Raw genomic sequence first — 21512 nt, forward strand, 5'->3', positions numbered from 1 at the left:
GGCGTGGGGGCTGGGGACCTTCGTGGGCATCCCGCCGCTGGCGCTGTTCACGCTGTCCTTCGCGGAGCGCTGGGACGCCATCCGCCACGACCTGGAGCTGTTCTTCGCGCTGGGCAACCGCAAGCGGCTGAAGGCCCGGCTGCTCGCGGAAGGAGAGCGGCTGGCGGGCGAGGTGGAGCGGCTGGCGGAGGAGTACCGGCCGAAGCTCGACGCGTCCGTCGCACGTTAGGGGGCGACCGCGGACCGGAAGATCCGCCGATGCCGCCGAAAGTCCCGCCCTCCTGCCGGGCCCGGTCCGGCCGTTAGGTTCCCCCTCCAAGGGAATCCACACGAGGAGCAGGGCAATGGCGGCATACGACGTGGTCATCGTGGGAGGCGGGCCCGGCGGGCTCAACGCCGCGCTGTATCTGGGGCGCGGGCGCAAGCAGGTGCTGCTGTGCGACGCGGGCACGCCGCGCAACGCGGCGGCTCAGCACATGCACGGCTTCGGTTCGCGCGACGGCATCCCGCCCCCGGAGTTCCGGAGCATCAGCCGCGAGCAGCTGAAGGCCTATCCCAACGTGGAGGTGCGCGACACGCGCGTGGGCTCCGTGGAGAAGCACGAGGGCGGCTTCCGCGTGGCGCTGGGCGACGGCACCACCGTGGACGCGCGGCGCCTCCTGCTGGCGATGGGCGTGGTGGACGTGATGATGGACATCCCCGGCTACAAGGAGCTGTGGGGGCCCAGCATCTTCCAGTGTCCCTACTGTCACGGCTGGGAGGTCCAGGACCAACCATTCGCCATGCTGGCGAAGAACCCGCAGTACCTGGACGGCGCGCCCATCATCCAGAACTGGTCCAGGGACCTCATCGTCTTCACGCACGGCGCCTTCGACGTGCCCCCCGAGCAGCGTGAAAGGCTCCAGGCCCTGGGCATCCCGCTGGAGGAGCGGAAGATTGTCGCGCTGCACGGCAGGGACGGGCGCCTGGCGGAGGTGGAGCTGGAGGACGGGACGCGCATTGCCCGGAGCGTCATGTTCTCCGCGCCGCCGCAGCAGCAGCACGAGCTGGTGACGCGGCTGGGGCTGGAGCTGGATGACCTGGGCTACGTGAAGGTGGGCCCCACGGGGGAGACGTCCGTGCCGGGCGTCGTCGCGGTGGGGGACATGACGACGCCGATGCAGGCGGCCATCGCGGCGGCCAGCGCGGGCACCATCGCCGCGGCGATGATGAACCACGCGCTCATCCTGGAGGACGCGGACCGCCGCTACACGCAGGTGACGGGAAAGCCCGCGCCCTCACGGCAGAAGGGGCACTGAGCCCCCGGAGCGTCAGTGCGCGTCCGGCGCGCGGTGCTGCTTGCGCCACGCGGCGGGCGTGAGCCCTTCCGTGCGCCGGAACAGGCGGATGAAGTGCGTGGGGTCCGCATAGCCCACGCGCTCCGCGATGATGTCCACGCGCTCGTCGGTGGACACCAGCCGCCGCCGCGCCTCCGCCATCCGTCCGGAGATGATCCACTCCACCACGCTGCGGCCCGTGGCCTGCTTCAGCGCGGTGGTGACGTGCGCGGGAGAGCGGCCCACGGCGGAGGCCACCTCGCGCAGCGAGATGGGCTCCAGGCAGTGCCGTTCGATGTACGTGAGCGCTTCACCGGCGAGCGTCGGACGCGACTCCACGGGAGCCCACGTGCTCGAACGGCCCACCTCCGCGAGCACCAGGGAGAAGAGGCTGCGCGTCACCTGCTCCCCCAGCGCGCGGTGCGGCGCGCGCGTCTCCGCGTGCAGCTCCGAAAGCAGACGCACCAGGTGCTCCTGGCGTCCGGACGGAATCGGCACGACGGCGGAGGCACCCTGGCGCACGCGCTCGAAGGGCTCCAGCAGCGGCCCCACCTCCGTGTGCGTGAACGCGGACGGATGGAACCCCAGCCCCCAGACCTCCGCTCGCTCGGCCGCCACGGTGCGGTGCTTCTCACCGGCGGGGATGAGCATCACGTCGCCCGCGGACACCGTCAGCCGGGTGCGCTGGTCGATGACGGCCCGTCCGCCCGTGTAGAGCGCGAGCACGGCCTGCGGATGCGAGGCGGCGTGGGGGGAGGGTGCCTGCTGGGCATGACCGCAAGCGACGACCAGGGTGCGTGACGGCGTGTCCCAAACGTGCACCGGCTGTGAGTGCGCGACCGCCACGAACGCCTCCGTTTCCTCGCGTGAACCGAATGGGGCCTTGGATGCATTCCAGGCCCCGGCGTTTCAAACGGACCGCTATCCCTGCTGCTGCGCGCGGGGCACGGCGTCCCGGAACAGCCTCGCGCCCACCAGGAGCGCCAGGCCTCCCAGCAGCACCGGCACCGCGTTGATGGCGATGGCGGCGTGGAGGCTGGACATGTCCGCGATCTGCCCGATGAGCGTGGGCGAGATGGCATCCCCCAGCATGTGGATGCACAGCACGTTGAGGCCCATGGCGAACGCGCGGAACGCGGGCGGCACGCAGTTGACGATGGCCGCGTTGATGGGGCCGCTGTTGAGGAAGATGAGGAACTGCGCCACGCCAATGGCCGCGAACGTCAGCGTCGTGTCCTTCAGGTTCACCGCCAGGTACATGCACGGCGCCGCCAGCAAGAGGCCGATGCCGGACAGCCACAGTCCGCCGCCCGCGCGCTTCCTGTCCATCTTGTCGCCCAGCCACCCGCCGGCCACGGTGCCGGTGAGGCCCGCCACCGCCGTGATGGCGCCGAAGACGAGGCCCACGCGGCCCGGGTGCTCCAGCCACAGCTGCCGCTCTCGCACCAGGTACGTGGGCATCCAGAACGCCAGGCCGCCAATGGAGAACGTCATCAGCGTGTAGCCCGCCGTCGTGGCCCAGAAGGCCATGTTGCGGCCCAACCCCTTGAGGCCCTCCATGAAGGGCAGCTTGACCGCCGCGTCCGGGCCGTCCATGGCGCCGCGCTGCGGCTCCGGCATGAAGAAGGCCATGGTGCCCAGCACCAGCCCCGGCACGCCGCCCGCGAAGAACGCCGCGTGCCACGAATACGTCTGCGTCAGCCACCCGCCCAGGCCGTAGCCCATGGCCGAGCCCACCGGGATGGCGATGTAGAAGTACGACAGCATCCGCGTGCGCTGCTCGCGCGGGTACAGGTCGGAGATGATGGACGGCGCCACCGCGCCATAGCCCGCTTCACCAATGCCAATCACCGCGCGCGCCAGGAGCAGCGCCGTGAAGCTGGACGCCAGTCCGCTGGCCCCCGTGGCCAGGCTCCAGAGAATCACGCCGCCCGCGACCAGGAGCCGGCGGGGGATGCGGTCTCCCAGGAAGCCACCCAGGGGCGACGCCAGCATGAACACGATGATGAAGACGGTGCCCAGCAGGCCGGACTGCGCGTCGTTGATGCCGAAGTCCTTCTGAATCTCCGGCAGCGCGACGGCGATGATGTACCGGTCGAGGTAATTGACCAGGTTGATCAGCGTGAGGATGAACAGCGCGTAGCCCGCGCGCACGGACTGCGTGGCGTGCGAGCTGGACGGAGCGACGGGGGTGGAGGCGTTCATGAGCGGGAGGAGGCCGAGCCGAAGCGGTGTGCCAGCAGGCCCCAGCGCAGGCCGCGGTCGCTCACGCGGCACGCATCCAGGCCCAACGCCTTCACCGCTTCGCGCAGGATGAGGGCGCCCGCGGGGATGACGTCCGCGCGCTTGGGCTGAAGGCCGGGCAGCGAGCGTCGCGCGTCCAGGGGCATGGCGCACAGCCGGTCCGTGAGCGCGTCCAGTTCGCCCCGGGACAGCGTGCCGCCGTGGACCGCCTCCGCGTCGTAGGTCGCCATCTGGTGCTGCACGGCGTACAGCGTCGTCACCGTGCCGGCCACGCCCACCAGCATCGCGCCGGGAGGTGGCGGGGGCAGGGCGGAGAAGGTGTCGCGCAGGTGCGCCTCGATGCCGCCGCGCTCGTCCGGGGACAGCGGGTCGGTGCGCACGTAGCGCTCCGTGAGCCGCACCGCGCCCACGTCGAAGCTGTGACGGAAGGCCACCGTGCCGGCGTCGCTGCCGTAGATGAACTCCGTGGAGCCACCGCCAATGTCCACCACCAGCAGCGGCCCCACGGCCTCGCTTCCGAAGTCCTGGGCCACGGCGGCGAAGGACAGCTGCGCCTCCATCTCCCCGGGGATGATCTCCACCGTCACGTCCGCCCGGGCCTTGGCCTGGGCGATGAAGTCCGCGCCGTTCTTCGCGTCGCGCGCGGCGCTGGTGGCGGACACGGCGATTCCTTCCGCGCCCAGCTCCCGGGCCTCGTTGGCGAAGGCCACCAGCACGGACAGCGTGGCCTCCATGCCTTCGGAGGACAGCACGCGGTGGGTGTCCACGCCCCGGCCCAGGCGGGTGATTTCGGCGCGCTCCACCACGGCCTGGAAGCGGCCGTCCGGCTGGCGGTCCGCCACCAGCAGCAGCACGGAGTTGGTCCCGATGTCGATGGATGCGAAGCGAGGCATTGCGCGAACACTACTCAACGCAGCAGCGCTTCCAAAGCGCGCTCCAGGGCCTCGTAGTCCGCCGGGGTGTTGTAGAGCTGCGCGGACAGCCGCAGGTGCCGCTGGGGCGCCCGGGGCCAGGCCGTGACGGGGATTTCGATGTGGTGCTCCTCGAAGAGGCGCACATGGAGCGGGTCCACGTAGAGCGGCGGCTCGGGGCGCTCCGGGAAGCCGTCCGGCAGGGCCACGCACGCCATGCTGCCCACCATGGACTCCGGGCACAGCGGCGTCGCGTTGCCCAGCTTCGCGTCCAACCTCCGCCGGGCGGACAGGGCCAGGTTCCGGTTGGTCTCCATCACCTCCGGCCACCCGCCCGGCACCAGCCCCGCCATGAAGCGGATGACGGTGGGGATGCACAGGAAGGGCGTGGGGTCCACCGTGCCCACCCAGTCGAACTCCAGCCGGAAGCGCGAGCGGTCCGCGCGCGGCGAGTTGTGCCCGTGGCTCACCACCATGGGCTTGAAGCCCGCCTGCAGGTCGCGGCGCACGTACAGGAACGCGGCGCCCTTGGGCGCGCACAGCCACTTGTGGCAGTTGCCCGTGTAGTACGCCACGCCCAGCTCCTGGAGCGCCAGCGGCACCATGCCGGGCCCGTGCGCGCCGTCCACCAGCGTCTCCACGCCCTTCTCACGAAGCTTTCGCACCAGCTCCGCCAGCGGCAGCACGAGCGCCGTCTGGCTGGTGATGTGGTCCACGAGCAAGAGCCGCGTGCGCGGCGTCACCTGCGCCATCACCGCGTCCACCACCGACTCCGGTGACGTGACGGGCCAGGGCAGCTTCGCCACCACCACCTTCACGCCCTGCTCCGCGGCGGCCACGTCCAGCGCGTTCCTGGACGCGTTGTATTCGTTGTCGGTGACGAGCAGCTCGTCGCCGGGCTGGAAGCGCAGGTTGCGCAGCACGGTGTTCACGCCCGTGGTGGCGTTGGGAACGAACGCCAGGTCGTCCGGGTTCGCGCCCACGAAGGCGCCCAGCGCGGCGCGCGCCTCGTTCAGCAGCGGCTCCAGCTCGCGGGCGAGGAAGCGCACGGGCTCCGCCTCCAGCCGCGCCCGCAGCTCCGACTGGTGCTGGAGCACGGGCTTGGGACACGCGCCGAACGAGCCGTGGTTGAGGAAGACGACCTGGGGGTCCAACCCCCAGTGGGCCTTGTGGGCGGGGAGGGGAGCGCTCATGGGGCGCGCAATGCACCCCGGCGCGTCCCCCCTGTCAACGTCACCCGCCGTGACGGACTACTTCGCCGCCGGAGCGGTGCCCCAGTCCGGGGTCAGCCAGCTGCCCTTCTCCATGGGCAGCGGCACCTGGTTGTTGCCGTCGGCGGTCATCACCCACAGGTGCGCGGCGCCGTTGCGGTTGGTGCTGAACATGATGAGCCGGCCGTTGGGGGAGAAGGTGGGCTCCTCGTTGTTGCCCTGGTCCTGCGTCAGGCGCGTCACCTTGCCCGTGTCCACGTTGACGGTGAAGAGGTCGAACGCGTTGCGCTCGTCGCGAGCGGTGAAGGCGATGAGGTCCCCGCGCGGCGACCAGTCCGGCGTCTGGTTGTAGTTGCCCTGGAAGGTGAGCCGCTTCACGCCGGAGCCGTCCGCGTTCATCACGTACACCTGCGGGCTGCCGCCCCGGTTGGACACGAACGCGATGCGCTTTCCGTCCGGCGACCAGGTGGGGCTGGTGTTGAGGCCGTAGGGCGTGTCGGTGATGGCCTTGGCGCCGGAGCCGTCCGCCGAGGCGACGTAGATCTGCGCGCTCTCACCCTCCGCCAGCGCGTAGGCGATGCGCTTGCCGTCCGGCGAGTACGCGATGCCCGTGGCCATCTGGCCTTCGGTCACCAGCGGCTTCGCCTCGCCGCCCGGGGTCTGCACGTAGATGTCCGGCCGGTTCTTCCGGTAGGACGTGAAGGCCACCTGGCCGGACGGGCTGAGCGTGGGGAGGATGTGCGTGCCGCCCTTGGTGAGCGCCTGCGCGCGCATGCCGTCCCAGTCCGCCACGTACACGTCGCGGTTGGCGCCCGCCTTGCGCACGAAGGTGATGCGCGACAGGAAGGGGCTCGGCTCGCGGGTGAAGTGCCGGTAGAGCGCGTCCGCCAGCGCGTGCGCCAGCTGCCGGGGCTCGCCGGCCGGCGCGTCCTTGGCCACCTTCAGCTCCTCCTTGCCCGTGGCCACGCTGAACAGGCGCAGCTCGCCGCGCAGCGCGCCGCCGTCCTGCGCGAGCGACACCTTCACCAGCGACTCCGCGCCCACGTCCGCCCAGCGGCTGAAGTTGATGCTGCCCGCCGTCATGCCCTCCTTGGCGTCCGCGGTGAAGCTGTTGCGGTCCAGCACCTGGAAGATGCCGGAGGCGGTGAGGTCGTACGTGAAGGCGGTGTCGAAGGACTGCGCGGCCTTCTTGTCCGCGCCCTCCTGCACCACGGGCGCGGGGGCCGCGAGCGGCAGCGGGCGGAAGTTCGCGCCGGAGATTTCGATGACCGGCGCCTGGGCCAGCACCAGCGCGGGGACCAGGAGGAGCGACAGCAGGAGGGCTTTCATGGGCTGAACACCAGGACGACGCCGTTCTTCTGGAGTGCGTCGCGAAGCGCGTCGGGGGGAGGAGAGAAGGGAGATGCCTTGCGCACGGCGGCCACCACCGCCGCGTCGAACAGCTCGTTGCCGCTGGCCTTGGCCAGGCTCACGTCCAGCACTTCACCCGCGCGGCCCAGCCGCATGGCCACCTGCGCCTTCAAGTACAGGCGCTCCGCGTCGGGGATGGTGTCCGCCACGTTGTAGTGACGGCGCACCTGGGACTTCAGAAGACCGTAGTACCGCTCGCCCTCGGCCACCGCGGAGTCGCCGTCCGGGTCGCCGTCCTCGGCGCCCTCCAGCTCCTCCGGCTCCGTGGGCTTGGCCGACTTGTCGAACGCGCCGAAGAGCTTCTTGCGCCGGTCCTCCGCGTTCGCTTCGCCCTTCTGGGGCGCGGGGGCCGGGGCGGGCTTCACGCCGGGCACCGCCACGGCATTAGGGGAGGGCGCGGGCGCGTCCGCGGGAGGCGTGGGCGTGGGCTTGGCCACGACCTCCTTGGGCGGCGGCTGCGCCACTTCCTTGCGCGGCAGGAGCTTGGGGTCGCGCGGCTTGCCCAGGCGCACCAGCGACGCGTTGATGGGCTTCTGGTCCAGGTCCAGCTTCGGCGCGGACGTGAAGTTCGCGTAGAGCAGCGCCGCCGCGACCACCGCCACGTGACCGGCCACGGAGACGACGAGGAAGCGCGACAGCCGCGTGGGCCGTGACACCAGCAGGCTGTGGGAGACCGCGGAACTCATGGGCTAGCGCTTCGCCTCCTTGGGCTTGCCCTTGCCGCTGGACGCGGGGGCCTTGCCGGAGTTGGACGCCTTGGAGCCCGTGGCGGGTTCCGTGATCATCCCCACGTTGGAGATGCCCGCGCGCTGGGCCGCGGCCATCACCTCCACCACCACGCCGTACGGCACGTCGCGGTCCGCGTGGAGGTACACCTCCTTGTCCGCCTGCGCCTTGGCGTTGGCGGCGAGCTTCGTCTCCAGCTCCTCCAGCGGAACTTCCGCGTCCCCGATGTAGACCTTCTTCCCCGCGTCGATGGAGAGGACGACCTTCTTCTCCGTCGCCTCCACCGGGGCCGCCTTGGTCTCCGGGAGGTTCACCTTCACGCCCTGCTGGATGAGGGGCGCCGTCACCATGAAGATGATGAGCAGCACCAGCATCACGTCCACCATGGGCGTGACGTTGATCTCGCTCATGGTGGTGCGGCCACCGCCGCCCTTGCCTCCGCCCATGCCCATGTGACGGGTCTCCTAGCGGAAGAAGTGCCGCTTGATGATGTTGAGGAAGTCCGCGGAGAAGTTGGACATCTCCGTGTCGAACACCTTGATGCGGCTGACGAACGAGTTGTACGCGACCACCGCCGGGATGGCCGCGAACAGCCCCGCCGCCGTGGCGAACAGCGCGTTGCCCACCGGCGCCGCCACCGTGGCCAGCGTCGCGTTGCCCTGCTCCGCGATGTTGTTGAACGCGCCCAGGATGCCAATCACCGTGCCGAACAGCCCCACGAACGGCGACGCGGCGCCCACCGTGCCCAGGAAGGACACGCGGTTCTCCAGCTCCGTGATCTGCGCCGTGGCCGCGCGGTTGAGCGCGCGCTCCACGTTCTCAATGCCGCCCAGCTTGGCGCTCATCGCGGCCTCGGCGCCGCCGTCCTGGGTGCCCGTCTGCGCCAGCTTGCTCAGCTCCTCGTAGCCCGCGCAGAACACCTTCGACAGCGGCGAGCCCTCCAGCTTCTGGGCGGACTGGTAGATGGCCTCCAGCCGGGACGCCTTCCAGAACGTGTCGAGAAAGGTGAGGGATTGGGCGCGCGCACGCGACAACTGGGTGGCCTTCATGGCGATGAGGGCCCAGGAGGCGACCGAGACGGCCATGAGGAGCAGGAGCACCGCGAGTTCGATGAACGACGCGTCGCGGATGATCTCCACGTAGTTCATGGCGCCAAAGGCCAGGGGCAGGTGGGGTATCATGGGGTTCAGCGCGTAACATCCCGTCCTCGGGTGGGTCAAACCCGCTTACAGCGCCCGGTTGCTTTGGACGGCACTGAATAATTCCCGGGGTTGGTCGTCTGGAGGGTTGTTCCGGGCCGACGACCTCAACCATCCCGAACCACGGATGCCCACCATGAACGCGAGAACGCTCGCCGCATTCCTCTGCCTCTCCTCTGGACTCACCGGCTGCATCGTCGAAAGCAACCACCCGCGCTACGCCGGTGACGTGCGCATGTCGTGGAGCTTCGACGGCGCCACCTGCAGCCAGATGCGGGACATCCAGGGCGTGGACATCTACATCGACGGCGAGATCCTGGAGAACGACGGCCAGTATCCCTGTTCGGCGAACGGCTTCGACGGCATCGTCCTGCACGACTTCGCGCCCGGCACGTACTCGTTCAGCGCGGAGGCGGTCGACTACGACGGCGTGGCGGTCTACTCGTACCGCGGCAACTTCACGGTGGACGGCAACGTGGCCGTGCCCATCAACTTCAACACGGGCCGCACGGGCGCCACGTCCTACGCCTACGTGAACTGGCTGTTCCCGACGGAGGCCGGCTCGTACTACCCCTCCTGCGGTCAGGCCGGGGTCGCGTCCGTGGATGCCCGCGTGGATGACGGTGAGTGGGTGCGCTTCGCCTGCAACCAGGGCAGCCAGGGCAACTCGGTGGAGACGCCGGAGCTCGCCCCCGGCCAGCACTACCTGGAGATCGTCGGCGTCGACGCGTACGAGCGCCCCCTCTACTACTACGGCGGCGGCTTCACCTCGCAGGCCGGCATCCCGGCCAGCATCACGGCGAACACCTGGGTCATTGGCGGCGCCGCGGTGGGTTGGCAGCTCTATGAAGGCAGCGCGCGGCTCAGCTGCGGCCAGGCCGGCGTGCAGGAGGTGGGCATCAACTTCCAGGACGTCCACACCAAGGAGTGGGTCTACGGCGAGGCGGGGCAGTGGTTCTTGTGCAATGAGTCCCCGGCCATCTTCGAGTTCCTGCGCCCCGGTGAGTACTTCGTGTCCCTGCAGGCGAACGGCACGGGCGGCCGGCGCTACATCTCTCCCCGGGGAGCGGACATGCTGAGCCTGCGCGTCTACGCCCACGACTTCCCGAACGCGTCGCAGGCCGCCATCGCTCCGCTGGACCGCGTGCAGTAGTCGCTGAGCCCACCCGGAACGGGCATCACGAAAGGGTCGGAGGCCTTCCAGGCTTCCGGCCCTTCGTGCGTTCAGGGGCGTTGGCATCAAACGTGATAGGGACTCCCCCCATGCGGCAAGACAGCCACGGTCCCATCGGCGTGTTCGACTCCGGCATCGGCGGGCTCACCGTCCTCAAGGCGCTCATGGCGCGGCTCCCCCACGAGCGCACGCTCTACCTGGGGGACACCGCCCGGGTGCCCTACGGCACCAAGTCCGGCGAGGTGGTGACGCGCTACTCGCTCAAGAACGCGGAGTTCCTGCTGGAGCGCGGCATCAAGCTCCTGGTGGTGGCGTGCAACACCGCCTCCGCCGCGGCGCTGCCCGCGCTCCAGGCCGCGCTGCCGGTGCCGGTGCTGGGCGTGATTGCGCCGGGCGCCCGCACGGCGCTCCAGCGCACGCGGGGCGGCGGGGTGGGCGTCATCGGGACGCCGGGCACCGTGCGCTCCGGCGCGTACCAGCGGGCGCTGGAGGCGGGCAACCCGAAGGTCGCGGTGAAGGCCATGGCGTGCCCGCTCTTCGTGCCCCTGGCGGAAGAGGGGTGGACCACCGGCGACGTGCCGCTGCTGGTGGCGAAGGAGTACCTGGCCGGCTTCGCGCGCGACGGCGTGGACACGCTGGTGCTCGGCTGCACCCACTACCCGCTGCTCAAGGGCGTCATCGCCGAGGTCGTGGGGCCGCACGTGTCGCTGGTGGACTCGGCGGAGGCCACGGCGGAGGCGGTGGCACAGCTGCTGGAGGAGAAGGGGCTGCTTGCTCCGCCGGCGCCGGTGTCCGCGGGCGCGCCCGAGCACGCCTTCTTCGTCACCGACGTGCCGGAGCGCTTCGTGGAGGTGGGGGCCCGCTTCCTGGGGCGCCCCATTCCTTCCGCGGAGCAGGTGGACCTGCGCTTCTAGAGCGGTGCTGCTGCTTCAGCGCACGGGGGGCGTGGAGACGCTCGCCGTGGGCTCCTCGGTGGAGGCCTTGAGCAGCTCCTTGGCCGCCTGGAGCACGGGGAGTTCCTGGGCGCCATCCACGGCGACCAGCGCTTCGGCGGCCTCCGTGCCGATGTCGTCCTGGCGCGGCAGCTGGCCGGTGGCCCAGGTGATGAGCCGCTCCATCAGCGGGAAGAAGTGGATCACCTTCAGCGGCCGGTTCATCCAGCCCACGGTGATGCAGTAGTACTGGTTGAAGGGCGCCGTGTGGTGCACGCGGTGGTGGTCCGGCGGCAGGATGAGGTGCACGCGCTGCAGGAAGCCGATGATCGCGGGCGGCTCATCCAGGTGCGACCACTTGTGGAACTGGTTGGTCGCCATCACCCAGAAGATCATCGCGCCCAGGAACGCGGCCAGGAACACCCAGCCCGGGCCGGCGAGCGGAATGGCCACCGCGAGCGCCGCCACCGGCAGCGACACGAGGCAGTTGTTGCCGTTGGTCTCCACGAAGTCGTGGCGGGTGATGGCCTTCTCGTCCACGTGGTGCTCGCGGAAGGGGCGGATGAACGCCTTGCCCAGGATGGGCATCTCCGTGGAGCCCCACGTGTCACCCATCCAGTGCACCACGCCGGACACGAAGTCCGCGGCCAGGTAGCCCAGCACCACCGCCAGGATGAGCATCCACGGCCCGGTGTGGTGGGTGCTCCAGAGCTTGTAGACGAGCGCGCCCTCCAGGCCCACGAACGCGAGGATGGAGGCGATCTCCATGGCGCGGATGGCGGGCGAATAGCCCTGCGCGAGCGCCTGGGCATCCTGCAGGCGGACCTTGTCCGCGATGGTGTCCGGCTTCTTCATCGTTGGTCGTTCCGGCCGCGGCAGGGAGGGAGGGGCTGACGGCGCGATCGTCAGAACGGTTTACGTACCCCAGGCCATTTCAGCTTTTCAACAGAGGCGCCCATGCCCGGCAGGCTGGTGCGCCCGTGCGGATCCGTACACGGAGGGTGCCAGAAGGTGGCGGACGCACACCGACGTGAGCGGGCAGGCACGCGTAAAAGTGATGCGGAGCGCGTGACGCTTACCTTGTGAAGCCCGGACCCCGCTGCTACGGTGCCCGACCTCGGCAATGGCGAAAACCTTCGAAAAAGCCGTCACCGGCTTCAATCACAACATCAAGCACAAGGGGAAGGTCTACCACGTCCAGACCGAGGACTCGGGCGTCAACAACCCCCACATCATCACCCACCTGTTCGTGGGCGGGAACATCCTCGCGTCGAAGAAGACGTCCTACGCGGACATCCTCAACGCGGAGAACCTGGCGGAGGTCGTGCGCGAGTTGATGGAGGAGCAGCACAAGGAGATGCTGCGCAACCTCATCAACGGCGTGTACGACAACTACGAGTCCACGGTCCGTTCGTACCAGCCCGGCCAGCTCGCGACGGACGCGGAGATGGCCGCGCAGCCGAAGCTGCCGCCGCAAGCGCCCGCGCAGCCGCGCCCGCCCACGCCGCCGCCTCCTCCCGCCGTGGCCCCCGCCTCCCATCTGCCTCCGGAAGTGGCCGCCGCGCGCGCCCTCAAGGAGAAGCCGCGCATCAACGAGGTGGGCGTGGAGACGCTCTTCGGAGAGGACCTCATCTCCGAGAAGAGCCTGGACGAGGTCATCCTCAGCTACCTGGCGAGCGAGGGCGAGCCCTCGTAGTCCCGCGCCCGGCCCGTTCCTGGGCGGGCTCCAGGGGCGTGGTAGTCTGACCGGAGGCCTCGCGCTGCTCCGGTCATGATCCAGTTCTTCCACGTCTACAAGGCGTATCCCGGCGATCCGCCGGTGTTGCAGGACATCAACCTGAACGTGGAGAAGGGCGAGTTCGTCTTCCTCACCGGCCCGTCCGGCGCCGGGAAGACGACGCTGCTCAAGCTCATCTTCTGCGGGGAGAAGGCCACCAAGGGGCAGATTTTGGTGGGCGGCAAGAACATCGCGCGCATCCGCGAGTCGGCGGTGCCGTACCTGCGCCGCAACATCGGCGTGGTGTTCCAGGACTTCAAGCTGCTGCCCCACCGCAGCGTCGCGGACAACGTGGGCTTCACGCTGGACGTGCTGGGCGTGCCCCGTGCGGAGGGGCGTGAGAAGGTCCACCGGATGCTCAAGCTGGTGGGGCTGGAGCACAAGGCGAACTCGCTGCCCCTGCGGCTCTCCGGTGGAGAGCAGCAGCGCGTGGTGATTGCGCGCGCGCTGGTGAACGACCCCACCATCCTCCTGGCGGACGAGCCCACGGGCAACCTGGACCCGGCGCTCACCGTCGAAATCATGGACCTGCTCACGGACATCAACATCCGGGGCACCACGGTGATGGTGGCCACGCACGACGCCACGCTCCTGTCGCGCTACCAGAAGCGCACGGTGCGCCTGGAGCGCGGGCTCATCGTCTCCGACGAGGACGGCGTCAAGGCGGCGCGGCGGATGCTGGTATGAGCGCGCTGTCGAAGGCGGCCTACTTCTGGCGCTCGGCGGCCGGGGGGCTGAAGCACGCGCCCTTCGTGCACTTCATCGCGGTCTCCACCATCGCCATCGCGCTGTTCGCGGCGGGGCTGGCGCGGGGCGCGTCGCACGTGGTGGACAACCTGCTCGCGTCGCTGGGCGGCGAGGTGGAGGTGACGCTCTACCTGGCGCCGCAGCTGGGCGAGGACGAGGTGCACGGCGTCTATTCGCGCGTGGTGGAGCTGAGCCACGGCGAGGTGACGGTGGTGCCGCCGGAAGCGGCGCTGAAGCGGCTCAAGAGCGAGCTGGGCGACCTGGGCGAGGCGCTGTCGGAGCTGCCGGAGAACCCGCTGCCCGCGACGCTGGAGCTGCGCGTGCCGGAGGCGCGCCGTTCTCCTTCCGCGCTGGCGGCCCTGGCGAAGGAGCTGCGCGCGCTGCCCGGCGTCACCGGCGTGGACTACGGCGAGGCCGCGGTGGAGCGGCTGTCCGCCATCGCCCGCGCGCTGAGCTTCGGGGCGCTGGTGGCGCTGGTGGTGGTGCTGGGGACGACCATCGTCATCGTCGCGGCCACGCTCCAGCTGGCCATCTATTCGCGGCGCGAGGAGATTGAAATCCAGAAGCTGGTGGGCGCCACGGACCGCTTCGTGAAGGCGCCGTTCCTCCTGGAGGGGCTGCTGCAGGGCCTGCTGGGCGCGCTGGTGGCGGTGGGTGGGCTGTGGCTGTTCGGCCGGCTGCTGGGACCCACGCTGGGCTCGCTCTTCGCGTTCCTGCTGGGGCCGGGCGTGGCCGCGCCGTGGGTGGAGACGCGCACCGCGCTGGAGCTGCTCGTGGCCGGCTGCGCGCTGGGCCTGGGCGGCAGCTTCGTCGCGGTGGGGCGCTTCCTGCGCGTATGAAGCAGCTCGTCTGGCTCATGGCCCTCCTGGGCGCGACGGCCGCGTTCGCCCAGCAGTCCGAGGAGGCGGAGCGCGCCGCCATCCGCGAGAAGCTGGCCGCGCAGCGCGCGACGCTGGCCCTGGTGGAGGCCAAGAAGCTCTCCGTGCTGGAGGGCATGGAGCTGATGGAGGACATGGCCGCCTTCTCGCGCCGCCGCGTGCGCGCGCTGGAGGGCGACCTGAACCTCTTCCGCCGCCGCGTCGCGCTCGCGGAGCGTGAGGAGGCCGTGCTGCGCGAGGCCCTGCGCGCCCAGCTGCGCCGGCTGTCCCCGCGCCTGCGCACGCTGTACCGGCTCCAGCGCCGCCGCCCGCTGGAGGTGCTGCTGTCCGCGGACGACTTCGCCGCCCTCATGTGGCGCGCCCGCGCGCTGGAGGCCAGCATGGCGGGCGACCTGGAGCTCCTGCGCACCGTGCAGCACGTGGCGACCCTCCAGCGCCAGGCGACGCTGGAGCTGAAGCGGCTGCACACCTCGCTGTCCCAGCGCGTGGCCTTCCTCCAGCAGCAGTCGAAGCAGGCCCAGGCGCAGCAGGAGGCGCTGGAGGAGGTCGTCGGGAAGCTGGCCGGTGAAGCGGAGCTGGCGAAGCGCGCCGTGCGCGAGCTGGAGGGCGCGGACGCGGAGCTCACCCGCATGCTGGCGGACCTGCACGAGGCCCCCGCGACCAGCGGCTTCGGCGCCCTGAAGGGCAAGCTGCCCCGGCCCGTGACGGGCATCGTGGAGGTGGGCTTTGGCCGCGTGGTGAACCCGCGCTTCAACACCGTCACCGTGCAGAAGGGCGTGGACATCCGCGCCCCGGCGGGCACCCCCGTGCACGCGGTGGCCGAGGGCACCGTCGTCTACGCGGGCTGGCTGCGCGGCTACGGCAACCTGCTCATCGTCGACCATGGCGACGACTTCCACACGCTGGTCGCCCACCTCTCCACCATCGCCGTCGCCGTGGGCGCGCGCGTGGCCCCGGGGGACGTGGTGGGAGAGGTGGGGGACACCGGCTCCCTCAAGGGCGCCTACCTGTACTTCGAGGTCCGCCGCGCCGGGCAGGCTGTCGACCCCGCCCCCTGGCTGGCCCCCATCCCCGCGGCCGGGACTCCGTGACACTGTCTGCTTTGATGCGCTGCGTCCAAGATGGAGGAGCGTTAGAAGCTGGCGGTCGTCGGTGGACGAAGGAGGCCCTCGCGTGGACCTGATGGGTGGGATGCAAGAGGCGATGCGCCGCGTGCTCGTTGCGCGGGGCGTGGAGTCGGAGACGGTGAGCGTGGGTGGGCAGGCGGTGCACCACTACGCGCTGGAGGGGCAGGGCAAGGGCCCTCCGGTGGTGCTGGTGCACGGGCTGGGCGGCTCCGCCAACGGCTTCGGGCGCACGTTCTTCGGGCTGGCGAAGCGCTTCTCGCGCGTGCTCGCGCCGGACCTGCCGGGTCACGGCTTCTCCGGCGAGTACTGCGGCGGCCCCACCTGCGTGCAGAGCCAGTTCGACGTGCTGCGCGCCTACTTCGAGGACGTGGTGAAGACGCCTGCCCTCGTGGTGGGCAACTCGCTGGGCGGGGCCATGGCCGTCAACCTGGCGGCCCAGCACTCGGCCTGGGTGAGGGCCCTGGCGCTGGTGGCCCCCGCGGGCGCGGAGCTGACGCCTGATGCGCTGGCGGCGCTCCTGGGACACTTCGCGGTGAAGTCCAGCGCGGACGTCCGCGCCCTGACGCGCAAGCTCTTCCACCAGCCGCCCCTGGGCGCGCTGCTGCTCGCTCCGGCGCTGCGCAGGCTCTACACGACGCCCACGGTGCAGGCGCTCGCGGCGGACGCGCTCGCGACGCAGGCGAGCATCGCGCCCCAGGCGGTGCGAGATTTGAAGATGCCGGTGCTCTTCCTCTGGGGCGGCAGCGAGCGGCTGCTGCCGCCGGAAATCCTCGCCTGGTACCGGCTGCACCTGCCCGCCCAGGCGGAGGTGCACGTGGTGGAGGGCTTTGGCCACGTGCCGCAGATGGAGCGGCCGGACGCGTTCGTGTCCCACCTGGTGGGCTTCGCGGACCGGGCCCGCCTCTAAGGGCGGGAATCGTCCGGCGGGCCGGGTGTAGACTCGGAAGGCCTTGCGACGGCCCCTTCCACCCGACCCCCGAGGACGCGCTCCCGTGATTCGTTTCCCGAAGCCGTGGCGCATGGGATTCGCCGCGCTCCTCGTGTGGGGCGCGCCCGCGCTCGCGCAGAAGCCAGGGGACGCGGCCAGCCGGGAGGAGTCCGCCTACCGCCAGCTGGAGCTGTTCGCGCGCGTGCTCTCCTACGTGGAGAACAACTACGTGGAGAGCGTGGACCGCAAGACGCTCATCCAGGGCGCCATCCAGGGGATGCTGGACACGTTGGATCCGCACACCCTCTTCATGCCCCCGGAAATCTTCCGGGAGATGAAGATCGACACGTCCGGCGAGTTCGGCGGCCTAGGCATCGAAATCGCGCGCAAGGGCGACCGGCTGGTGGTGGTGGCGCCCATCGACGACACGCCCGCGGCGCGCGCGGGCATCAAGGCCGGGGACGAACTGCTCGCCATCGACGGGGAGAGCACCCAGGGCATGGACCTGGCCCGGGCGCTCCAGAAGATGCGCGGACCCGCGGGCGGCCGCGTGCTGCTCACGCTCATGCGCGCGGGCTTCAGCGCCCCCCGGGAGCTGGCCATCCTGCGCGACCACATCCGCATCGTGTCCGTGGAGGGCGCGCTCTACGACGGCATCGGCCACGTGAAGGTGAAGAACTTCCAGGACCGCACGGACCTGTCGCTGAAGAAGGAGCTGGACCGGCTGCGCGCGCTCAACGGAGGCAAGGAGCTGGATGGCCTGGTGCTGGACCTGCGCAACAACCCCGGCGGCCTGTTGGATCAGGCCGTGGCCATGAGCGACCGCTTCCTGCCGGGCAACCTGCCCATCGTGTCCACGCGCGGGCGCGACGGCCGCAATGCCTCGGAGGAGAAGAGCCGCGACCGCGACACGGAGAAGGACTACCCGCTGGTGGTGCTGGTCAACGCGGGCAGCGCCTCCGCGTCGGAGATTGTCGCGGGCGCGCTCCAGGACCACGGCCGCGCGGTCATCATGGGCACGCAGACCTTCGGCAAGGGCAGCGTGCAGACCCTCATCGAGCTGGAGGACGGCTCCGGCCTGAAGCTCACCATCGCGCGCTACTACACGCCCAAGGGCCGCAGCATCCAGGAGAAGGGCATCACGCCGGACTTCCTGGTGCCGGAGGACGCCTCCGGGAAGGGAGTCGACGCGCCCCGGGAGAAGGACCTGCGCAGGCACTTCAAGGCGGAGCCGTCCCAGACGACGTCGGAGGTCGCCTCCCAGCCCCGGACGCTGCCCGCGAACCTGAAGGACTGGGCGGTGACGGCGAAGCTGGCGGATCCACAGCTGAAGGTCGCGCTCAACTACCTCCATGGGTTGGCGCCAGGGCCCGCGTCCCGGGCCTCCGGGAGCACCGCGGGTCGCTGAAACCCCCTTTCGAGGTGGCGTTCCGCCTCGCAGTGCGTGTAATGCGCACAGCAACGAGGGAGACCGGATGCGACGTCCTTTCAATCGCGCGCTGCACGCGACGCTCAGTGGCTGGCTGGTGGGAATGCTGGCCATGGGCCCCGCCTTTGCGCAGCAGCAACACGTACCGCTGCGGCTGATGCCGCGAACGCTGCCGGCGGCGACGGGCCCCCGCGTGGCGGTGGTGGCCATTCCCGTGGAGGCCTCGCTCGAGGGTGAGGCGCAGGCGCTGGCGCACTGGGCGGAGCAGGCCGTGGCCCGCTCCGGCCGGATGGAGCTGGTGCGTTTGACGGACGCGCTGGACGCCCAGGGCGCGGCCGCGCGCCAGGCGAAGGCGGTGGAGGGCAACGCCGCGTTCAAGGACGGCGCGAAGGCGTACGACGAACTGGACACCGTGAAGGCGCTCCAGAGCTTCGACAAGGCCGTGAAGGCCTACGAGCAGGCGGACCTGTCGCGCGCGTTCCCGCTGCTCAGCCGCGCACGCGTGATGAAGGCCGCCACCCAGGTGGCCAACGGCGAGAACAAGGCCGCGGAGCTGGAGATGCGCGGCGTGCTCGCGGTGGATCCGCGCGCCACGTTCAACCCGAACTTCTTCCCGCCGGAGGAAGTGGCCTTCGTGGAGAAGGAGCGCAAGGCGCAGCTGGACGGCGCGCAGGCCACGCTCAACGTGCGCACGCAGCCCGCTGGCGCGCAGGTGTTCGTGGACGGCACCTACCGGGGCGTGTCCCCGCTGTCGCTCACGGGCCTGACGCGCGCGGACCACTACGTGACGCTGCTGGCGCCGGGCTACGCCGTGACGGAAGGTCGGGCTCGCGAGGGCGACGCCTCCTTCACGCTCACGAAGCTGCCGGTGCAGCAGCGCTACGCCGCCATCGTGGACCGCATCGCGAAGAACCCCGACGACGAGGAGCGGGACCAGGCGCTGCAGGAGCTGGGCGCGCTCGCGGGCGTGCCGCAGGTGCTGGCGCTGGTGGTGCGCGGCGGCCCGGGCAACGCGCCCCTGACGGTCACCGGCCTGCGGATGGACGTGGCGGACGGCCACAACCAGGCGTACGCGCTGGGCCAGGTGCCGCGCGGCGAGGCCATGGCCACGGGCTCCGAGGCGCTGCTGACGGGGCTGGTGGCCCAGGACGCGGCGCGCGTGGACGGCAAGCCGGTGAAGCACTTCGCCGGCGGCGGAGGCGTGAGCCGCCAGACCGCGGGCTACGTGCTGCTGGCCACGGGCGTGGCGCTCCTGGCGGGCGGCATCTACTTCGGCCTGGAGGCCTCCTCCAAGTCGGACGCGTTCAAGACGGCTCCGCAGGGCAGCACGCGCGCGGAGGACCTGAAGAGCACCGGCAAGACGTACGCGCTGGTGGCGGACATCGGCGTGCTGGCGGGCCTCGTTTCCGCGGGCGCCGGCAGCTACCTGGCGTTCTACAAGAAGAAGGGTGGGGGCTCGTCGTCCAGCGCCCCCGCGAGCACGCCGTCCGAGCGCGCCGCGCCGGCCCGTGACGAAAAGCCCATGAAGGAGGCGCTGCCCATGCCGCCGCCTTCGCAGCCCGCGAAGAAGATGACGCGCAAGGAGCGCGAGGCCGAGGCCCGGCGCCAGCGTGAGGAGGCCGCCCGCCTCAAGCGCGAGGAGGAGCAGCGCAAGAAGGAGGAGGAGGAGGCGAAGCGCAAGGCGGACGAGGAGGCGAAGCGCAAGGCGGAGGAAGACGCCCGGCGCAAGCGCGAGGAAGAGAAGAAGCGCCCCAAGCTCGACGAAGACGATCTCCGGAACTACTAGCCATGCGCCGCCTTTCATCGCTCATCGTTCCCTCGGCCCTCGTCATGGGCCTGTCCGCCTGCAGCCTGCTCGTCAGCTTCGACCCCGAAGGGCAGCCCTGCGACCGCGGCCAGTGCCTGGAGGGCTACGTCTGCCGCGACGAGGTCTGCACCTCCGAGGACGGCACCCCCACCGGTGACGCCGGTACCGGTGACGCCGGCACCACCGACGCGGGCACGTCCGATGCCGGCACGTCCGACGCCGGTGGCAGCACGGACGCCGGCCTCACGGATGGCGGTCTGCTGTCCGACGGCGGCCTCGGCGACGGGGGCTGACGTCCCGCGCGGGTTTTCGCGCCGCGCCCTGGGAGCCCTGGGGCGCGGCGCCCTGTAAACACTCCCGCACGTGGCCGCCGGGCCGCGCCGTGTCCCCCCGGACACGGCTGCCTGCCCGAGGGTGGCCCGCGGAAACCCCCGTCATTCCAGTCACTTGGACGCCACGTCCGCGCCGGGAACCACGGCCGGTGCGTGGCATCATCCGTGCTCTGAGGCGGGCCCAGGGAGGCATCATCGACATGGGCAAGCGCGTGGGAGTGCTGATGGGCGGGTGGGGCGAGGAGCGGGAGATTTCGCTCAAGACGGGGGAGGCCGTGGTGGCGGCCCTGGAGACCCTGGGGCACACCGTCACCCGCGTCTTCGCGGGCCCGGGCCTGGACCGGGCGCTGCGCGCGGCGGACCTCGACGTGGCCTTCCTCGCGCTGCACGGCCGCATGGGCGAGGACGGCCGCGTGCAGGGCCTCCTGGAGCTGCTGGAGATTCCGTACACCGGCTCCGGCGTGCTGGCCTCCGCGCTGGCCATGGACAAGCCCATGGCGAAGAAGCTCTTCCAGCTGCACAACCTGGCCTCGCCCCGGGGCTACCGGGTGGCCCGCGCGGACGCCGGGCGCGCCCTGGAGCTGCACGGCGACAGCGGCTTTCCCTGCGTGGTGAAGCCCGCGAAGGGCGGCTCGTCCGTGGGCCTGTCCGTGGTGCATGACGCCGGGGCGCTGGTGCCCGCGGTGGCCCAGGCGTGCCGCTTCGGCGGAGAGGCCCTGGTGGAGCGCTTCGTCCAGGGGCAGGAGGTGACGGTGGGCATCCTCGGCGACAGCGTGCTGGGCAGCTGCGAGGTGTCCTACCCGCGCGAGGGCTTCGACTACGAGGCCAAGTACAAGGGCGCCGGCGCCCAGTACTTCCTGCCGCCCCGCCTGTCCGACACCCGCCGCGTCAACGTGGAGACCCTGGCGCTGGCCGCCTACCGCGCCCTGGGCTGCCGGGGCTACGGCCGCGTGGACCTGATGTGCTCCGACACGGAGAACGACGTCGTCCTGGAGGTGAACACCCTGCCGGGCTTCACGCCCACCAGCCTCCTGCCGAAGATCGCCGCCCGCGCCGGCCTGGACTTCCCCGCGCTGGTGCAGGGCGTGCTGGATCGCGCCACCCGCGACGAGTCCCACGTCGCCGAGGAGGGCCCCGCGTTCGCGCCCACCGCTCCCGTGCCCCTGCGCGCCGTGCGCTAGGTCCTCCGCCGCTCGGAGCACCTGGGACGTCGTCCCGGCAGCGCCCTGACGCAGGGAAGAAGGGGGTGACAACCTGCGTCAAAACCGCCGTTCAAAGCCTCTCGAATCCGGGGAATAGTTTGACACGACCCGGGTGGCTCCCTATTGTCCGCCGGCGATCAGTAGCCGGAAGGTCAAAGCCCA

The 21512-nt window shown here is 70.8% G+C and carries 21 protein-coding genes and 1 pseudogene; 13 read left to right on the forward strand and 9 right to left on the reverse strand.

What is annotated here, in order from left to right; genetic code table 11:
* Positions 1 to 229, forward strand: a pseudogene (locus D7X96_RS30710) (acyltransferase); the annotation flags it as partial.
* A 115-nt stretch (positions 230 to 344) separates the two neighbouring features.
* Entirely contained in the window at positions 345 to 1298 is a 954-nt protein-coding gene (locus tag D7X96_RS30715; protein ID WP_121771369.1) for an NAD(P)/FAD-dependent oxidoreductase, read from the forward strand.
* A gap of 12 nt (positions 1299 to 1310) precedes the next feature.
* Here D7X96_RS30715 and D7X96_RS30720 read toward each other — a convergent pair whose 3' ends face one another.
* The 8 genes from D7X96_RS30720 to D7X96_RS30755 form a co-directional block, all read right to left on the reverse strand.
* Positions 1311 to 2162: an AraC family transcriptional regulator gene (locus D7X96_RS30720; protein ID WP_120552638.1), complete on the reverse strand. Its 852-nt coding sequence runs from the start codon at positions 2160 to 2162 to the stop codon at positions 1311 to 1313.
* A 75-nt stretch (positions 2163 to 2237) separates the two neighbouring features.
* Complete coding sequence (locus D7X96_RS30725; RefSeq protein ID WP_120552637.1) at positions 2238 to 3521, reverse strand: spinster family MFS transporter; 1284 nt, start codon at positions 3519 to 3521, stop codon at positions 2238 to 2240.
* The gene (locus tag D7X96_RS30730; RefSeq protein WP_120552636.1) at positions 3518 to 4453 is read right to left on the reverse strand and encodes a Ppx/GppA phosphatase family protein; all 936 of its coding nucleotides are present in this window, start codon (positions 4451 to 4453) and stop codon (positions 3518 to 3520) included. The genes D7X96_RS30725 and D7X96_RS30730 overlap by 4 nt, the downstream gene beginning before the upstream one ends.
* Before the next feature lie 14 nt (positions 4454 to 4467).
* Positions 4468 to 5664, reverse strand: coding sequence for an aminotransferase class V-fold PLP-dependent enzyme (locus D7X96_RS30735; RefSeq protein WP_120552635.1), 1197 nt, complete (start codon positions 5662 to 5664; stop codon positions 4468 to 4470).
* A 57-nt stretch (positions 5665 to 5721) separates the two neighbouring features.
* Entirely contained in the window at positions 5722 to 7011 is a 1290-nt protein-coding gene (locus D7X96_RS30740; protein WP_120552634.1) for an LpqB family beta-propeller domain-containing protein, read from the reverse strand.
* On the reverse strand, positions 7008 to 7778 hold the full coding sequence (gene tolA / locus D7X96_RS30745) for a cell envelope integrity protein TolA (protein ID WP_120552633.1): 771 nt from the start codon (positions 7776 to 7778) through the stop codon (positions 7008 to 7010). Before tolA ends, D7X96_RS30740 begins: the two co-directional genes overlap by 4 nt.
* 3 nt (positions 7779 to 7781) lie before the next feature.
* A complete protein-coding gene (tolR, locus tag D7X96_RS30750) occupies positions 7782 to 8270 on the reverse strand; it encodes a protein TolR (protein ID WP_120552632.1) in 489 nt (162 codons plus the stop codon).
* 12 nt (positions 8271 to 8282) lie between these two features.
* A complete protein-coding gene (locus D7X96_RS30755) occupies positions 8283 to 8999 on the reverse strand; it encodes a MotA/TolQ/ExbB proton channel family protein (protein WP_120527931.1) in 717 nt (238 codons plus the stop codon).
* Between the two features lie 154 nt (positions 9000 to 9153).
* On the opposite strand from D7X96_RS30755, the gene D7X96_RS30760 reads away from it, so the two are divergent.
* Together D7X96_RS30760 and murI are read left to right on the forward strand one after the other, a co-directional pair.
* Entirely contained in the window at positions 9154 to 10170 is a 1017-nt protein-coding gene (locus tag D7X96_RS30760) for a hypothetical protein (protein WP_120552640.1), read from the forward strand.
* A gap of 110 nt (positions 10171 to 10280) precedes the next feature.
* A complete protein-coding gene (gene murI, locus D7X96_RS30765; protein ID WP_121771370.1) occupies positions 10281 to 11105 on the forward strand; it encodes a glutamate racemase in 825 nt (274 codons plus the stop codon).
* A 15-nt stretch (positions 11106 to 11120) separates the two neighbouring features.
* On the opposite strand, the gene carF is transcribed toward murI, so the two are convergent.
* Entirely contained in the window at positions 11121 to 11978 is an 858-nt protein-coding gene (carF, locus tag D7X96_RS30770; protein WP_121771371.1) for a plasmanylethanolamine desaturase, read from the reverse strand.
* Between the two features lie 268 nt (positions 11979 to 12246).
* On the opposite strand from carF, the gene D7X96_RS30775 reads away from it, so the two are divergent.
* From D7X96_RS30775 to D7X96_RS30815, 9 genes are all read left to right on the forward strand, one after another.
* Positions 12247 to 12819, forward strand: a complete 573-nt coding sequence (locus D7X96_RS30775) for a RomY N-terminal domain-containing regulatory protein (protein WP_121771372.1) — start codon at positions 12247 to 12249, stop codon at positions 12817 to 12819.
* 75 nt (positions 12820 to 12894) lie between these two features.
* The gene (gene ftsE, locus D7X96_RS30780; protein ID WP_120527935.1) at positions 12895 to 13587 is read left to right on the forward strand and encodes a cell division ATP-binding protein FtsE; all 693 of its coding nucleotides are present in this window, start codon (positions 12895 to 12897) and stop codon (positions 13585 to 13587) included.
* Complete coding sequence (locus tag D7X96_RS30785) at positions 13584 to 14486, forward strand: cell division protein FtsX (protein WP_120553171.1); 903 nt, start codon at positions 13584 to 13586, stop codon at positions 14484 to 14486. Before ftsE ends, D7X96_RS30785 begins: the two co-directional genes overlap by 4 nt.
* On the forward strand, positions 14483 to 15616 hold the full coding sequence (locus tag D7X96_RS30790; RefSeq protein WP_208647408.1) for a murein hydrolase activator EnvC family protein: 1134 nt from the start codon (positions 14483 to 14485) through the stop codon (positions 15614 to 15616). The genes D7X96_RS30785 and D7X96_RS30790 overlap by 4 nt, the downstream gene beginning before the upstream one ends.
* A gap of 82 nt (positions 15617 to 15698) precedes the next feature.
* Positions 15699 to 16559: an alpha/beta fold hydrolase gene (locus D7X96_RS30795; RefSeq protein WP_121771373.1), complete on the forward strand. Its 861-nt coding sequence runs from the start codon at positions 15699 to 15701 to the stop codon at positions 16557 to 16559.
* Positions 16560 to 16671: 112 nt separating this feature from the next.
* Positions 16672 to 17988 carry a S41 family peptidase gene (locus D7X96_RS30800; RefSeq protein WP_370450195.1) on the forward strand — a complete coding sequence of 439 codons (1317 nt, stop codon included), beginning with the start codon at positions 16672 to 16674 and terminating at the stop codon, positions 17986 to 17988.
* Between the two features lie 67 nt (positions 17989 to 18055).
* Positions 18056 to 19795 carry a PEGA domain-containing protein gene (locus D7X96_RS30805; RefSeq protein ID WP_121771374.1) on the forward strand — a complete coding sequence of 580 codons (1740 nt, stop codon included), beginning with the start codon at positions 18056 to 18058 and terminating at the stop codon, positions 19793 to 19795.
* Between the two features lie 2 nt (positions 19796 to 19797).
* On the forward strand, positions 19798 to 20109 hold the full coding sequence (locus tag D7X96_RS30810; protein ID WP_120552911.1) for a hypothetical protein: 312 nt from the start codon (positions 19798 to 19800) through the stop codon (positions 20107 to 20109).
* A 239-nt stretch (positions 20110 to 20348) separates the two neighbouring features.
* On the forward strand, positions 20349 to 21329 hold the full coding sequence (locus D7X96_RS30815) for a D-alanine--D-alanine ligase family protein (protein ID WP_120552912.1): 981 nt from the start codon (positions 20349 to 20351) through the stop codon (positions 21327 to 21329).
* Positions 21330 to 21512 lie beyond the last annotated feature (183 nt).

It is taken from the genome of Corallococcus interemptor, assembly GCF_003668875.1.
GTDB lineage: Bacteria > Myxococcota > Myxococcia > Myxococcales > Myxococcaceae > Corallococcus > Corallococcus interemptor.